Origin of the sequence: Xinfangfangia pollutisoli (genome assembly GCF_020179405.1) — a bacterium.
GTDB classification, from domain to species: domain Bacteria; phylum Pseudomonadota; class Alphaproteobacteria; order Rhodobacterales; family Rhodobacteraceae; genus Pseudogemmobacter; species Pseudogemmobacter pollutisoli.
The window spans coordinates 1-13,059 of the sequence record NZ_JAICBZ010000039.1 but is presented as its reverse complement, the minus strand read 5'-3'; the positions used below and the strand labels follow the sequence as shown (position 1 = coordinate 13,059).

The 13,059-nt window shown below is 67.4% G+C and carries 15 protein-coding genes; 5 read left to right on the top strand and 10 right to left on the bottom strand.

The features are described from left to right. Genes K1Y73_RS12545 through K1Y73_RS12535 form a run of 3 tightly spaced genes read left to right on the top strand, consistent with a single transcriptional unit; the run spans position 1 to position 2,505 of the window. Entirely contained in the window at positions 1–1,242 is a 1,242-nt protein-coding gene (locus K1Y73_RS12545; RefSeq protein ID WP_225028642.1) for a dihydrolipoamide acetyltransferase family protein, read from the top strand. Next, a complete protein-coding gene (locus tag K1Y73_RS12540; protein WP_225028641.1) occupies positions 1,242–2,021 on the top strand; it encodes an SDR family NAD(P)-dependent oxidoreductase in 780 nt (259 codons plus the stop codon). The genes K1Y73_RS12545 and K1Y73_RS12540 overlap by 1 nt, the downstream gene beginning before the upstream one ends. 22 nt (positions 2,022–2,043) lie before the next feature. Next, positions 2,044–2,505 carry a VOC family protein gene (locus tag K1Y73_RS12535; RefSeq protein ID WP_225028640.1) on the top strand — a complete coding sequence of 154 codons (462 nt, stop codon included), beginning with the start codon at positions 2,044–2,046 and terminating at the stop codon, positions 2,503–2,505. Between the two features lie 263 nt (positions 2,506–2,768). Here the strand turns inward: K1Y73_RS12535 and K1Y73_RS12530 are convergent, their stop codons facing one another. Beyond that, entirely contained in the window at positions 2,769–3,587 is an 819-nt protein-coding gene (locus K1Y73_RS12530) for a LysR family transcriptional regulator (protein WP_263626620.1), read from the bottom strand. On the opposite strand from K1Y73_RS12530, the gene K1Y73_RS12525 reads away from it, so the two are divergent. Continuing rightward, the gene (locus K1Y73_RS12525) at positions 3,586–4,431 is read left to right on the top strand and encodes a DsbA family protein (protein ID WP_225028638.1); all 846 of its coding nucleotides are present in this window, start codon (positions 3,586–3,588) and stop codon (positions 4,429–4,431) included. The two genes, K1Y73_RS12530 and K1Y73_RS12525, sit on opposite strands and share 2 nt — an antisense overlap. Before the next feature lie 145 nt (positions 4,432–4,576). Here the strand turns inward: K1Y73_RS12525 and K1Y73_RS12520 are convergent, their stop codons facing one another. The 9 genes from K1Y73_RS12520 to K1Y73_RS12480 form a co-directional block, all read right to left on the bottom strand. Then, on the bottom strand, positions 4,577–5,110 hold the full coding sequence (locus tag K1Y73_RS12520; RefSeq protein ID WP_225028637.1) for a hypothetical protein: 534 nt from the start codon (positions 5,108–5,110) through the stop codon (positions 4,577–4,579). A 95-nt stretch (positions 5,111–5,205) separates the two neighbouring features. Then, positions 5,206–6,348 (bottom strand): hypothetical protein, encoded by a 1,143-nt coding sequence (locus tag K1Y73_RS12515; RefSeq protein WP_225028636.1) that lies wholly within the window; start codon positions 6,346–6,348, stop codon positions 5,206–5,208. Positions 6,349–6,353: 5 nt separating this feature from the next. Next, on the bottom strand, positions 6,354–6,695 hold the full coding sequence (locus tag K1Y73_RS12510; protein ID WP_225028635.1) for a hypothetical protein: 342 nt from the start codon (positions 6,693–6,695) through the stop codon (positions 6,354–6,356). 53 nt (positions 6,696–6,748) lie between these two features. Then, positions 6,749–7,354, bottom strand: coding sequence for a hypothetical protein (locus K1Y73_RS12505; RefSeq protein ID WP_225028634.1), 606 nt, complete (start codon positions 7,352–7,354; stop codon positions 6,749–6,751). A gap of 55 nt (positions 7,355–7,409) precedes the next feature. Next, a complete protein-coding gene (locus tag K1Y73_RS12500) occupies positions 7,410–7,751 on the bottom strand; it encodes a hypothetical protein (protein ID WP_225028633.1) in 342 nt (113 codons plus the stop codon). Positions 7,752–7,916: 165 nt separating this feature from the next. Then, on the bottom strand, positions 7,917–9,236 hold the full coding sequence (locus K1Y73_RS12495) for an MFS transporter (RefSeq protein ID WP_225028632.1): 1,320 nt from the start codon (positions 9,234–9,236) through the stop codon (positions 7,917–7,919). Then, entirely contained in the window at positions 9,233–10,792 is a 1,560-nt protein-coding gene (locus K1Y73_RS12490; RefSeq protein ID WP_225028631.1) for an alpha/beta fold hydrolase, read from the bottom strand. The genes K1Y73_RS12495 and K1Y73_RS12490 overlap by 4 nt, the downstream gene beginning before the upstream one ends. A gap of 367 nt (positions 10,793–11,159) precedes the next feature. Then, positions 11,160–12,008 (bottom strand): pyridoxal kinase, encoded by an 849-nt coding sequence (gene pdxY, locus K1Y73_RS12485; RefSeq protein ID WP_225028630.1) that lies wholly within the window; start codon positions 12,006–12,008, stop codon positions 11,160–11,162. Next, positions 12,005–12,700 carry an MOSC domain-containing protein gene (locus K1Y73_RS12480; RefSeq protein WP_225028629.1) on the bottom strand — a complete coding sequence of 232 codons (696 nt, stop codon included), beginning with the start codon at positions 12,698–12,700 and terminating at the stop codon, positions 12,005–12,007. The genes pdxY and K1Y73_RS12480 overlap by 4 nt, the downstream gene beginning before the upstream one ends. A 90-nt stretch (positions 12,701–12,790) precedes the next feature. Here K1Y73_RS12480 and K1Y73_RS12475 point away from each other — a divergent pair. Next, positions 12,791–13,059: GntR family transcriptional regulator (locus K1Y73_RS12475; RefSeq protein ID WP_225028628.1), on the top strand; the 269-nt coding region annotated here is incomplete at its 3' end.

Sequence of the window (13,059 nt, the reverse complement as noted above, 5' to 3'; positions counted from 1 at the left end):
ATGGCGGTTGAAATCCTGATGCCGGCGCTGTCCCCGTCGATGGTCGCGGGCAAGCTGGTCCGCTGGCATGTGGCGCTGGGGGCGCCGGTCAAGAAGGGCGATATCCTGGCCGAGCTGGAAACAGACAAGGCGGCGCTGGATATCGACGCGCCCGCCGACGGGTTCCTGGAACGGATCCTTGTCGAAGGCGGCACTCCGGATGTGCCGGTCGAGACGGTGATCGGGCTGATCGGTGACGGCAGATCCGGCGCAAAGCCGGCCGCGACAGGCGCTGCATCGGCGCCGGCTGCGCCACAAGCTGCATCTGCCCTTTCGGCGCCCGAGGCGGATGACCCCCCGCGCCGCATCTCGCCTTTGGCGCGCCGCATTGCGCGCGATCTGGGGGTGGAAACCGAAGGCCTGCGGGGCAGCGGACCGAAGGGGCGCATCATCGCCGCCGATATCCGCGAAGCGGCGGAGCGGGGTGCCGCGCCTGCGCCGGTGGCCGCAGTGGTGGCCGCCGCCCCGGTTGCAGCACCGCCCGCCGCCATCCCCGCCGCGCTTCCCGCAGGCACAGAGGTCGAGCCGCATGGCGCCATGCGCCGCACCATCGCCCGCCGGCTGGTGGACTCCAAACAGACGGTGCCGCATTTCTATCTGGAAATCCGCTGCGAGGCCGACGCGCTTCTGGACCTGCGGGCACAGCTGAACACGGCGCTGGCCGATGGCGGGGCCGAGACGAAGCTGACGGTGAACGATCTGGTGATGAAGGCCTATGCGCTGGCCATCGCCCGGACGCCCGAGGCCATGGTCACCTGGACCGACGAGGGGATGGTGCGCCATCGGCAGGTCGATCTGGGCATGGCCGTGGCGCTGGATGCCGGGCTGATCACCCCCATTCTGCGCGATGCGGCCCGGTTGTCGCTGGGGGCGCTGTCGGATGCGGCGCGGCTGGCCATCGGCCGGGCCCGCGAGGGCCGGCTCGCAGCCGAGGACTATACCGGCGGGCTTGCGGGCATCTCGAACCTGGGAATGTTTGGCGTCAGCGCGTTTTCGGCGATCATCAACCCGCCCCAAAGCATGAACCTTGCCGTCGGTGCCATCGAAACCGATCTGGCCCTGCGGGATGGCCAGCCGGTCGAGGTGCGGCGCCTGCGCCTGACCCTGTCGGTCGATCACCGGGCCATCGACGGCGCGGCGGCTGCGCGGATGCTGCAGCAGCTGAAGCGGCTGATCGAAGCGCCGCTGTTGCTGGTCGCATGATGCGCGGTGCCTTGCAGGGGCTGTTCGACCTGACCGGCCGCACCGCGCTGATCACCGGGGCGGCGCGCGGGATCGGGCTGGAAACCGCACGGCTGCTGGGGGCCGCGGGGGCGGCGGTGGTGCTGGTCGACCGCGACACCGCCGCGCTGGAGGCCAGCGCCGCAGGCCTGGCAGATCAGGGGATCGCCTGCCTGCCGGTGACGGCCGACATCACCGATGCGGCGGCGCTGGATCGGCTGTTCGCGACGCTGACCGACTGGTGCGGGGGCGCCGATATCCTGGTGAACAACGCCGCCATGGTGCAGCGCAGCCCCGCGGCCGAGCTGGTGCCCGCGCTTTGGCGTCAGGCAATGGCGGTCAATCTTGACGCGGGGTTCGAGCTTTGCCGTCGCGTTCAGCCCACCATGCTTCAGCGCGGCGGCGGCGCCATCGTCAACATCGCCTCGATCATGGCGGTGTCGGGCGGCGGCTTCTATCCGATTGCCTCTTACCATGCCTCGAAAGGGGGGCTGGTCAATCTGACCCGGGCGCTGGCGGTGGAATGGGGGGCGGCCGGTATCCGGGTCAATGCGGTGGCACCGGGCTGGATCCGCACCGATTTCAACAGGGATTTCCTTGATCAGCCCGGCACTGCCGGCCCGCTTTTGGCCGCGACGCCGCTGGGTCGCTTTGGCAGCTTGCGGGATGCGGCGGCGGCGGTTCTCTATCTTTGCAGCCCTGCGGCGGCGATGGTCACCGGCCATGTGCTTGCCGTCGACGGAGGTTTTCTTGCCCGGTGAACGCACCTTACGGAGACGAGACATGGCCATGACTGTCAATCACACCGGCATAACCGTTGCCGATCTCGACCATTCCGAAGCGATGTTTCAGACGCTTTTCGGCTTCGAGACCCTGTCGCGCGCGACAAGAGACCCCGCGATGATCTCGGCCGTGACCGGGGTGCCGAATGCGCGCGTCGAGGTGGCCTATATGCGCAACGGTTCGGCGACGGTCGAGCTGCTGTGCTATGCCGCGCCGGAAGATCGTGCGGATTTTCGTCCGCGCCCCTGTGACCTTGGCTCGCTGCATCTGGGCTTCAACGTTGCAAATCTTGATCACGCCATGATCGAGGCCGGGAAATGGTCGCTTCAATTGATGGGCGAGATCGCCGTTGTGAATGCCGGGCCGAACAAGGGGGCTCGGATCGTCTATTTGCGAGACCCCCGCGATGGGCTTGTGCTTGAACTGATCGAGCCTGCGCCAAGCGGCCAGGACCTGCCATAGGGCGGGGAAAGGCCTGTTCGCGAAAATGGAAGCAGACGGAACAGCTTAGGGGGTACGGCCCACCGGGCTTCGCATCCGAAACGGCAGGGCGCAGCTTTCGGAAATGCGACAAAGCCGCATGGATCGAGGTTTGCGGGGGCCTGGCCGGGGCGTCGACGCTGCCGCGTCTGGGGCGCGTCACTGCTGGCCGCGCCGCCGCAGGGCGGCTTCGCGCCCAGAAGCGACCAGGCACAGGGCATCAAGCCCAGCGGCGGAACAATGGTTCAGCCAGAGCGGAACAGGGCGCTTCCTCCGATCTTGCCGGCGACAAAATCAAGGAACGCGCGCGTGGTGGCGGGCAAATTCCGACGCGAAGCGTAAAGGGCGTAAAGCGACAATTCCGCTGGCTTCCAGCTGCGCAGAAGATGAACGAGGTTTCCGTTGGCGATATGCGGCGCAGCGGCGAAGGCCGGCAGGATGACGATGCCGATCCCCTCAAGTGCGGCACGCAAAAGCAGATAGGCTTCGTTCGTCTGAAGCGGCCCGGCGACCTCGACCCTCACGGTCCGGTCCGGGCCTGACAGGGTCCAGGTTTTGCCACCCAACTGCGCGTAACTTATGCAAGGCCGATCTGCGAGCGCTTCGGGCGTTTCCGGCTGTCCGATCCGCGACAGCAACGCGGGTGCCGCGCAGAGAACCGAGCCGACACCGCCAAGGCGGCGGGCGATGATGGCGCGGTCAAGCGCGCTTGTGATCCGAAGGGAAACGTCGATCCGGTCCTGGACAAGATCGACAAGCCGGTCGGTGACCTGGAGGTCGATGGACACCCTTGGATAGCGGTCGGAAAAGTCGCGAAGCATCGGCAGAAACACCGCATCCGCCAGCGCTCCGGGCATGGCAACGCGGATCTCGCCCTGTGGCGTTGCCGTCTCGGCGGCGCGGCCCGATATGCCCGCGGCGACCCCGATCAACGCCCGGCATCGGGTCAGCGCCTCTTCTCCGGCGGGCGATACCGACATGTGGCGGGTCGATCGGTGCAGTAGCCGGGCGCCGGCCCAATCCTCCATCGCGGCAAGATAGCGCGACACCATCGCGCGCGACATGCCAAGCGCCTCCGCGGCAGCGGTGGCGCTGCCGCGTTCGACCGTTTCGACGAAGACCTGCGCGGCGATGATCCGATCAAGCATTTATCCGCTCATATTACGCAACACTGATGCTCATAGGATGGTCTGTGTTTTCGATCCAGGAAACACTAGATCCGCGTGGCACGATGAAAAAGGACATGCCATGACCCCGAATGCCCGGCTCAGCTATCTTTTCGATCCGCTCTGCGGCTGGTGCTATGCCGCAGCCCCGGCGCTGAAACGGGTCGCCGAAATCCATGGCGACCGCTTGCGGCTGATGCCCACCGGCCTTTTTGTCGAGCCCCGTCCTGTCGCGGCGATCGCCGACCATGCCTCCAAGAACGACAGCCGCATCCAGAACCTGACCGGCCAGCCCTTCACCGAGGGTTACCACCAGGGCGTGATGCGTGCGCGCGGCGGCATCTTCAGCTCGATGGCGCTGACCCGGGCGCTTGTGGCGCTTGGGCAGATCGATCCCGTGCTTGAGCCGCGCTTTTTGCACGCGGCCCAAACGGCCCGCTATGTCGGGGGACAGGACACGTCGCGCGCCGATGTGGTCGCGGGCATCGCCCTGCAGGTTGCGCGCCTTTCGCATGTCGGGGTCGATCAGGCGGGCTTTCTGGCCAGGATCACCGATGACCCGGCGCTTGAGGTCGAAACCGACCGCCGGATCGCCGAAGGGCAGGCCCTGATGTCGACGCTTGGGATCCGGGGTGTCCCGCAGCTGATCGTCACCGATGACCGCGGCGCGCGCGCCGTCGACGGCCAGGCTCTTTACACGGGCGGCGATGCCGTCCTCGCGGCGCTGAATAAGCCCGCCTGACCCGCGAAACCCAGAAGGCAGATCGCGACAGTCATCCGCATCGGTGCCTTTGGACAAGCGCTTCGGCACTCTGGCTTCAACGCCTTGCTCTGCCGGATTCACTCCGCGGCAGCCCCGAGATGTGGGCGAGGAAGCCCCCGGGCGATCACGGAAGCCTTTCGGCATGCCCTTTCACGAAGCGGTATTCTATTTGCACAGGGTTTCCCGCAGCGTCGAGCGCGTTGTCCATCAGGCGGGACAGGCCATTGATATCCGGCGCGGTCACGAAAGGCCGCATCAGCGGAAGCTCGGACAGCTGCCAGTTTGGCCAGTCCATCCAGATCACCACGCCGACGATGGCACCGTAAGTCGAACTCTGATCATGAACCCGCAGGAAGACAACCCTGTCGCATTCGGCGCAGAGCCGCACCCAGCCAAGGTCGTCGCGGTCGAACATCGCATTGCCGAACATCAGCCCGCTGCGGAAATAGCCGTTGCGGTAGATCTCGGCGGTGATCTTGCCGGGTTCGGGGTTGCGGACGATCAGGCTGTGGCTGTCGTCCAGCGCCAGATGCGCCTTGCCATCGGGCGCGACCAACAGCTCGGATCGGGCCGGAGACGACAGGGCAAACAGGCACAGGCTGGTGGCCAGGGCACAGGCGATAGGGCGGTGCGGGGTGGTTCGGAACCTGTCGGGCACGGGCAAACTCATCTTCCGAATTGATATCCCGGAACCCTTGAACAGACGGTTCCGGCCGGGCGGCGCTGTGCGAACCGCATGCCTTGCGGTCATGGTCAGGGCAGCAGCACCTGCGGTTCGGCATTTGCCTCGGCGCAGGCCTTCCTGGCCTCTTGCAGGGTGGCAAGGAACGCCATGTAGCCCCGATTCAGGCGGACTTGTCCTGCGGCCTTCTGAATGTCGCGGCGCTGCCGGGCGATCTGTTCCCGCAGCAGGGCGCGCGTTTCGCTTTCCTTGCGGGCGCGCTCGGCGATGTCCTTGATCTCGAACGATCCTTCGACGATCGCGATCAGCCCGTTCAGGGTCTGGTCGATCGTCTTGTCGCCAAGTTCGAGGACGTCGATCTCGGGGGCCGAGCCGTCCAGCAGGGCGCGGCCGAACCAGTCGCGCATCGCTGCATCCGCCAGTTCGGCGGTGGCGATCACGGCAAGGGCCCCCAGCAGGGTTGCGGCCGTCGCGGGTGCGCCCGCAAGCGCCGTGGCGGCCGCCCCGATCCCCAGGGCAAGTTTGGAAGAGGCTTTCACCGTCAGGACGGTTTCCCGCCATGCGGTGCGAAATCCGCCAAGCGTCGCAAGATCGCCCTTGAGTGCCGTCTCAAGCGCCTGAAGATCGCGCAGGTGATCCTCGAAGACCGAGACGAGGATGCCCTGCCTTTCCTGCCAGAGCGCGATGACATGGTCGTCGGTGATCCTTTCGGCCAATGCACAGCCGGCTGGCGGCGCTGTGGCGGCATCGGCCGAGGCGCGCTTCAGCGCCTCGCGCAGCGCCACCATGTCGGTGCAGCCGACACCGATCTTGCGGCTGGCCGCAAAGGCATCGGCGGCGGCGCAGGTCGCCCGCCCGGCCTTGCCGTCCACCGCCCCCGGATCAAAGCCGGCGGCGGCGAGCAGGAGCTGCACCTCCCTGACCAAGGGATCGCCTTCCGCCGGGGCAGGTTTCGGCGCAGGCGGGGCGGGTTCGGCCGCGGGCGCGCGCTCGGCGCTGATGGCCTCCGGCGCATCTGCCGTGCAGGCTGCGTTATTGCGTTCGAAAAGCGGCAGGTCGGCGCAGGCCCGGCTGTCGCCCCCCTCGCAGGCCGCCACGACCCTTTGATGCATCTTGACCGCGAAGGCGCAGTCCAGCGCCGCGGCGGGCAGCGGCGTGACGATCGACAGGGCGGCGGCCAGCGCCGATCCGCGCAGACCCGGGGTCCCGCGCATCGCCCCTATCCGCCGCAAAGCTGGTCGCGGGCCGCGACGGTTTCCGGCATGATCTTGCGATACTCAGCCAGTTGCTGGCCGGTCGGGTCCATTTCGGCCCCGCATTGTTCGTGGAAGGAAATCATTTCTTCCAGCAGCGCGACATGCCGGTTCAGCGCATTGCACATGCCGCCGACCGCCCCGGATTCAAGATCGGCGGCCAGGGCATTGGCCTTGGTCTCGAGTTGCACGTCCAGCTCCGAGCAGCTTGCCGCCCGAAGCTGTGTCGGGCCAAGCGCGGCGAGTATTGCCGCGGCCAATCCCGTGCGCCGCATCGCCTGCCGGGCTGTGGTGACCATCGCCATCATTCTGCCGATCCTCCTATGTCCAAGCCGGTCCCGCAGGCTCGGGCCGGTGTTGCTCAGCCTCCGTCCAGGGCGCGGTTGTAGACCTGGCGCATGGCCGCAAGCTCGTTCGGGTGGAAACTGCCATCGCCCAGGCAGGTGCGGAACGTCACCCTGTCCGTGGACAGGATGTCAGACAGCGTGCCAAGCGGGGGGAAGGCGGTCAGATGGAAGGTGTAGGTCGGCCCCGAGACCCGGCCCTGGACCTGATCCATGGTGCGGATCTGTTCGACATCGAAATCGACCGGCAATTCGATCACCCGGCCCGAAGCCAGAAAGGCAATCGTCCTGCAGGCCGAAAGCGCGGCGTAGCGGGCGTCCCGCACGGTGCTGACGGACGAGATCGAGAGCATGGCCGTAAGGCTCTTGCGATCCTTTCCCGAGATCCAGAGATCGGATTCGAACCTGTCGTAGATCCGGTTGCCATCGGCATCCCAGTGACGATTGCCTTTGCTGTCCATCCGCACCGTCCGCACGCCGGTGAAGGCGTCGGTGGTGTCCGATATCCCGAAATCGTAGGCCGCGGCGGCATCCTGTCTGAACTGGGCCTGGTATTCATCGACGCAACCCGAAAGCGCCAAGGACCAGACCGCCGCAGCGGCGGTGAAGACGACCCGTTTCATGTCTGAATATCCAGGTTCACGGCGGTTTCTCCGGTGGTGGCCCGACGCAGGCCGGTCAACCCTTGCAGGCACATCGGCCGCTCGAGTCGCAACTTGCGATCACGTCACCGATCCCGCCCGGGGACTGGCATTCCACCCATTCGACATTGCCGCTCAGTCCGCCGGTGCCGTAGCGGCCGCCGGCACCGACATAGCCCGAGCAGGACCAGCCGCGGCAGGATCCCTGGTCGGTGAACTGGAAATCGATCCCGACGCTGCAGGTGTTCACGAAGGGATGGTAGATATCGTTCCAGTCGACATAGAGGCAGGTCGCCCGGGCCGCTTCGGCGCCCGCCAGCAGGCAAAGGGTGCCGGCGATGAACGCTGCGGCGATCCGTTTCGTCACGTTCCGATGCATCCGGTATGTCCTCACCGATTGATCTGGTTCTGGAAAATGAAATCACTGGCCGCGCGGGCGGGGCAGGCGATCTTGGCGCAGGCTAAGCGCAACCGGGATCGGATTTCTTCCCCCTGAAGGGGGATAAAGACGCAATCAAGGGCCGCAGGGGCAGGGCCTGGTCGATCACGCCACGGGGGCAGGCTTGGCCCGGATCCGCCGCCGCAGAAGAAGCCCTGCGACAAGGCAGCAGCCAAGCGCGGGCAGCGCGGCGGCCCAGCCGATCATGACGGCCGCGCTGCCGATTGCAGAGCCGGCCTCGCGCGCGCTGTCGGGGCGGAACAGCGACAGGGTGATGCCATTGATCATCGCCGCCACACCCGCCGCCGCCTGGTTGAGAAACGTGAAGGCGGCGGTGGTCAGCCCCTCGCCCGGCGGGGAATCGGCCATCTGCGCCCGCTCGACAGCCTGGGGCACAAGCGCCCAGGCCGCCAGCGCAAGACCCGACAGACCGATGCCGCAAATGGCGGCCATCGCGAACAGCGCGGGTGACGGTCCGGCGGGCAGAAATGGCATGGCCAGCGCACCGGCCGAGGTCGCGCTCAGCGCGGCAAGCGGCTGCGCGCGCGCCGGCCAGCGCCGTGCAAGCAGCGACCAGACCGGGAAGGTCAGCAAGGCCGCCGCGAAGACCGAGCCCAGGACCGGAAACTGCCGGTCGGCAGGCAGGCCGACATGCATCTCAAGGTAGAAGGGCAGGATGGATTGCAGGAGGAAGGGCACGAGGACCAGCGCAAGGAACTGTGCCAGCGGCCGCGCCAGACCGACCGCGCGCAGCAGCGCCAGACCCTGCCGCAGCGAGCCCGGCCCGGATCCGGCATCCGAACGCAGGGGCTGATCCTCGACCAGCAGAAGGAAGGGCAGATAGAACAGCAGCACCGGCAGCGCCAGAAAGGCGGCGGCTAGGCTCCAGGCGAAGGGGGCGGGGGCGAAGACGGCGGCCTGCTCGACGATCAGTGGAAAGGCCGACGAAGCCAGCGCGACCGCAAGCCAGGCCAGCACCATGTCCATGGCGACCTGCCGGATCCGCGCGTCACGGCTGCGGGCATAGCCCGGCAGCATGGCCAGCCGCGGCACGGCGGCCAGCGTGTAGAACAGCGAGAACAGCGCGAAGCCGGTCGTCGCGGCAAGGAAGACCCCGATGGTCGCGCCGGGCCCGCCCGACAGTGCCGGCAGCAGCCACATCAGCACCAGGCTTGCCGCCGCCAGGGGCAGCGCCAGACCGATCAGGCGGACACGGCCGCCGCTGCGGGCTTGGCGGTCCGACAGCCGGCCGGCGGGAAAATCCAGCCCGGCGTCCAGAAAGCGCCCGATCAGAAAGGCCGCCCCCGCCAGGACAGGCGACATGTGAAGGACCGAGACCAGATAGTAGAGAAACCAGGTGTTCACCGAGGCGAACATCAGATTCAGCGACAATTCCGGCAAAGCGAAGACCAGCCGGCGGATCATGGCGGGGCCGATGTCGCGGTTCCGCGGCTGTGCTGCGGCGGCGCAAGCCCGGCCAACAGGCGAAACATCCCGCGCAGGCTGCGGCCGATCAGCAATTGCCCGGTGTCGGGCATCACATGCAACTGGACATCGGGCAGCGAGGCCACCAGTTCGCGGATCAGCGGCAGCGGGTGAATGCTGTCCAGCGTGCCGTGCAGGATATGGACCGGCATCTTCAGCCGCCGGACCTGATCCCATTGCAGGTCGCGCTGAAAGGCAAAGTCGTTGCGGATCGAATGCAGCGAAAGCTCCAGCGCCTCTTTCATCCGGCGCCCACCCGCGACATCGTTCAACTCGTAGCGGATCGCGGCGCTGTCGGGCGCGCAATCGGCGAAATGGCTGGTCAGGAACCGTCGGAAACGCCGCTCTGACAGAAGATGGCGGGTCGCCACGCGCAGGGCGCCCTCGGCCAGCCAGGGCGCGCTATCGAGGATATGCAGGATGCTTTTCGCCAGACGCCGGCTGGTCGTCTGCGGTCTTCCGCGCAGAACGCAGGCCGCCGCGAGGCACAGCATGTCCACGCGCTCGGGGTGTTTCCGGGCGTAGGCGACGGCCACCTTGGACGCGGCCGCGATGCTGACCAGCGTCGCTGTCGCGCCGCAGAAGCCGTTGCGCACAAGATCGATGCTTCTGATGGCGTGATGGATGGTCTGCTCTTCCGAGCTGGGCGGATCGTGCGGCGCAAGCTGCCCAAGCCGAAGCGGCCAGTACAGGCGCAGGCCCAGCCGGTTCAGATCCTGCAGATCTTCGGTCGAGATGCTGGGCAGGATCAGCGGGTGCAGCACGATCAGCGGCCGGCCATTGACCGGCCCCATTGCCAGGATGCGATGGGTGCTGCCGTCGCGATCAAGGATCACCAGCGCCTGGACGCCGGCGGGATAGAAGCGCTCGACATGGGCATGGAAGACCGTGTTGTCAGGGCGTTGCCGCCGGCCGACGGCCTCTTCCACCCGGCGCAACAGAAAGGCGCCGACGACGCGCGCGACCTCTTCGGTCGTCGCAAGGCCAAGCCGGTTGCGCAGTTCGCGCGCCTGCGTCTTGCGCGTCTCGGCCGAACGGCCGTCGCCCGGGCCGCCGGTGCGGAGCGGCACGCCCGCCAAGACGGCGACAAGAAGCTGCATCAGGGCCGGGGTCAGCCGCGCGCCCGAGAAATCCGCCGCGATCCAGCCGGCGATCAGCTGCGGGCCAAGGAAGACCACCAGGCCGGCGCCGGGTTCACTGTCGGGCCGCGGAACCAGAAGCTGGTCGCCGGCCAGACCGAAGGGGCGGCTGTAGCCCTCTTTCCACTGGTCTACGAGCGCTTGCGCGGCTGCGACCGGCGCGGCCAGTTCGGGCGGAAGGCTTGGCGGCGCCACGATCCGCCATTGCGCATAGTGCAGCGAGGGCATGATCTGGCCGTCGAAATCGATCCCCGGCAGCAACCCGGAATTGTCTGCCGTCTGGCGCCAGGACCGGATCGCATCGCCGGGTTCCACGACGACATCGTAAAGGTCATCAATAAGCTGCCTGATCAGCATTCACATCGCCTCACGACCGGAAACATGCTAGCGGCTGTCTTCCCCCAGGGAAACCCTTTTGCTTTTCTGGTCCTTTCAAGGGGCTGCGGTCATGATTGCTTGTGCCGCGTCCGCAGGCGAATTTGGCCGATATGGCGGCTCGCAATCCAGGGGGGCGCGCCTTCAGCGCGTGGGATCACGCCCGCCCTGAGCCGTTCGGGCCGCCCCGCTCTTTCCCATGCCGTTCGTTCGTCTTGCCTGCCGCGAACGACAGTCCACCGATGGGAAAATGAAGTTTTCCCACCCGCGCGCCATGCCTGAAAAGGCGCAGGTCAGGCCGCTTCAGCCGGAAACCCGGTCAAGCGATGATGCCTGTGGCACCCGCGCCTCAGCCGACCCCCAGCGAAAGCAGTGCGCGGCGGAATTCGGGCTCGGTCAGCACCACTTCGCCCGCGCCCAGCGCCTTGGCATGGGCCAGCGCGCGGCCGGTCAGGCGCTGGGCGGTTTCGATCGCGCGGGGCAGCGCCAGGCCGCAGCCCAGCCCCGCCATCAACAGCCCGCAGAACAGATCGCCCGTGCCGGGCAGGGCGATGGGCAGGCGCCGCGCCGGATGGCGGCTGACGCCCGAGGGCGCAAGCAGCACGGTTTCCAGATCGCCTTCCGCGGTGTCGTCCAGCACGCAGCCGGTGGCAATCAGATCCGCGGCGGGGGCCAGGTGCAGCGCGGCCCGCGCGGCCTGAAGATCGGCCAGGGATCGGATCTGCTGCCCGGTCAGCCAGGCCAGTTCAAACGGGTTGGGCGTGGCCAGATCGGCCAGCGGCAGCAGCCGGTCGCGCATTACATCGGCAATCGCCTGCGGCACATACAGACCCGGCCCCTCATCGCCCATCACCGGATCGCAAAGATAGCGCAGGCGCGGGTTCAGCGCTTTCGCCTCGGCCACGAAATCCGCCACTAACAGCGCCACATCCAGTGATCCGATATAGCCGGTGACGATGTAATCCGCCCGTTCCGGCAACCCGCGTTCGCGCGCGCCCTGCAACAGGTCCGAGAAGAATTCGGGCGGCAGGGCGCGGCCGCGCAGGGTGGGGTAATCGGGGGTGTTGGAAAACACCACGGTGGGGATCGCCGCCACCTCCAGCCCGGCCGCCTGCATCGGAAACAGCGCTGCCGAATTGCCGACATGGCCGAAGACCACCTGGCTCTGGATCGAGATCACGAAGGGAGGAGGGGTCATGCTGTGCCGTCCAGTCTTGCGCTCCAGTCCTCGACCCGGCCGCTTTCCAGCCGGCGGACCGCGTATTTGCGCCAGCCTTCGGCCAGAACGTCAAGGGCGGCAATGCCCTCCAGCTCGGGCCGGTTCAGCCGGTCGACGTAAAGCGCATGCCACAGCCGGCGCAGGGTCCAGTCAGGGGCCAGGCGGTCGATCCGTTCCAGCCTGTCGCCGGGGGCGACGGTGCCGGGTTGCAGCACCCGGTAATACCAGCCGGTGCGCCCGGTCTGCTGCACGCGCCGCGCCATGTCGGGCTGGCCGAAGCGGTGGTTCAGCTTCCAGCAGGGTTGCCGCCCCTGCGAGACCTGCAGCACCGCGCCGCCAAGCCGGAACGTGTCGCCGACGGCAATATCCTGTTCGCTAAGGCCCAGGGTCGAGATGTTCTCGCCAAAGCCGCCCGGCGCGGCAAGGGCGGGTACGTCGCCCAGATCGGCGCGCCACAGCGCGTAATGATCCAGCGGATAGTGATGCACCGCCTTCTCGATCCCGCCATGCACCCGCCGGTCGGCCTGTTCGTCGCCGGCGAAGCCTTCGGGGCCCAGCGGCAGCGGCTGGGCGACGGGGCGCTTGTCGATGCCGCTTTGCGCGCGGCTGCCGGGCAGCGGACGGGCGGGGCCGATCAGCAGGGTAATGGCGGGGAAGGCGGCAGCGGTCATGACGGTCTCTTGCTATTTCCGCCTGTCTGGCAAAATACTGGCCCAGGCAAAAGGGCCGGTATTGAAGAAACAGGATAGGCCAGTTCAGTCGTGCTGCATCCGCCCTATGCCTTGCAGATCGAGCCCGGCCATGGCGGCCCGCTGTTCCTGGCGATTGCCGAGGCGATCACCCGCGACATCACCCGCGGGCGGCTGAGGCCGGGCGCGCGTCTGCCCGGCACGCGCGCGCTGGCCCGCGCGCTGGGCGTGAACCGCAACACGGTGGACGCGGCCTATCAGGAGCTGCTGACCCAGGGCTGGCTGCAGGCCGAACCGGCGCGGGGCACCTATGTCGCGCAGGATCTGCCACAGCCGATGCT

Excerpts from the sequence above, each read along its gene's own strand:
- K1Y73_RS12545 (WP_225028642.1), top strand. The coding sequence starts at position 1 with ATGGCGGTTGAAATCCTGATGCCGGCGCTGTCCCCGTCGATGGTCGCG.
- K1Y73_RS12540 (WP_225028641.1), top strand. The coding sequence starts at position 1,242 with ATGCGCGGTGCCTTGCAGGGGCTGTTCGACCTGACCGGCCGCACCGCG.
- K1Y73_RS12535 (WP_225028640.1), top strand. The coding sequence starts at position 2,044 with ATGGCCATGACTGTCAATCACACCGGCATAACCGTTGCCGATCTCGAC.
- K1Y73_RS12525 (WP_225028638.1), top strand. The coding sequence starts at position 3,586 with ATGCCAAGCGCCTCCGCGGCAGCGGTGGCGCTGCCGCGTTCGACCGTT.
- K1Y73_RS12530 (WP_263626620.1), bottom strand. The coding sequence starts at position 3,587 with ATGTCGCGCGCGATGGTGTCGCGCTATCTTGCCGCGATGGAGGATTGG.
- K1Y73_RS12515 (WP_225028636.1), bottom strand. The coding sequence starts at position 6,348 with ATGCGCGGGACCCCGGGTCTGCGCGGATCGGCGCTGGCCGCCGCCCTG.
- K1Y73_RS12510 (WP_225028635.1), bottom strand. The coding sequence starts at position 6,695 with ATGATGGCGATGGTCACCACAGCCCGGCAGGCGATGCGGCGCACGGGA.
- K1Y73_RS12505 (WP_225028634.1), bottom strand. The coding sequence starts at position 7,354 with ATGAAACGGGTCGTCTTCACCGCCGCTGCGGCGGTCTGGTCCTTGGCG.
- K1Y73_RS12500 (WP_225028633.1), bottom strand. The coding sequence starts at position 7,751 with ATGCATCGGAACGTGACGAAACGGATCGCCGCAGCGTTCATCGCCGGC.
- K1Y73_RS12495 (WP_225028632.1), bottom strand. The coding sequence starts at position 9,236 with ATGATCCGCCGGCTGGTCTTCGCTTTGCCGGAATTGTCGCTGAATCTG.
- K1Y73_RS12490 (WP_225028631.1), bottom strand. The coding sequence starts at position 10,792 with ATGCTGATCAGGCAGCTTATTGATGACCTTTACGATGTCGTCGTGGAA.
- pdxY (WP_225028630.1), bottom strand. The coding sequence starts at position 12,008 with ATGACCCCTCCTCCCTTCGTGATCTCGATCCAGAGCCAGGTGGTCTTC.
- K1Y73_RS12480 (WP_225028629.1), bottom strand. The coding sequence starts at position 12,700 with ATGACCGCTGCCGCCTTCCCCGCCATTACCCTGCTGATCGGCCCCGCC.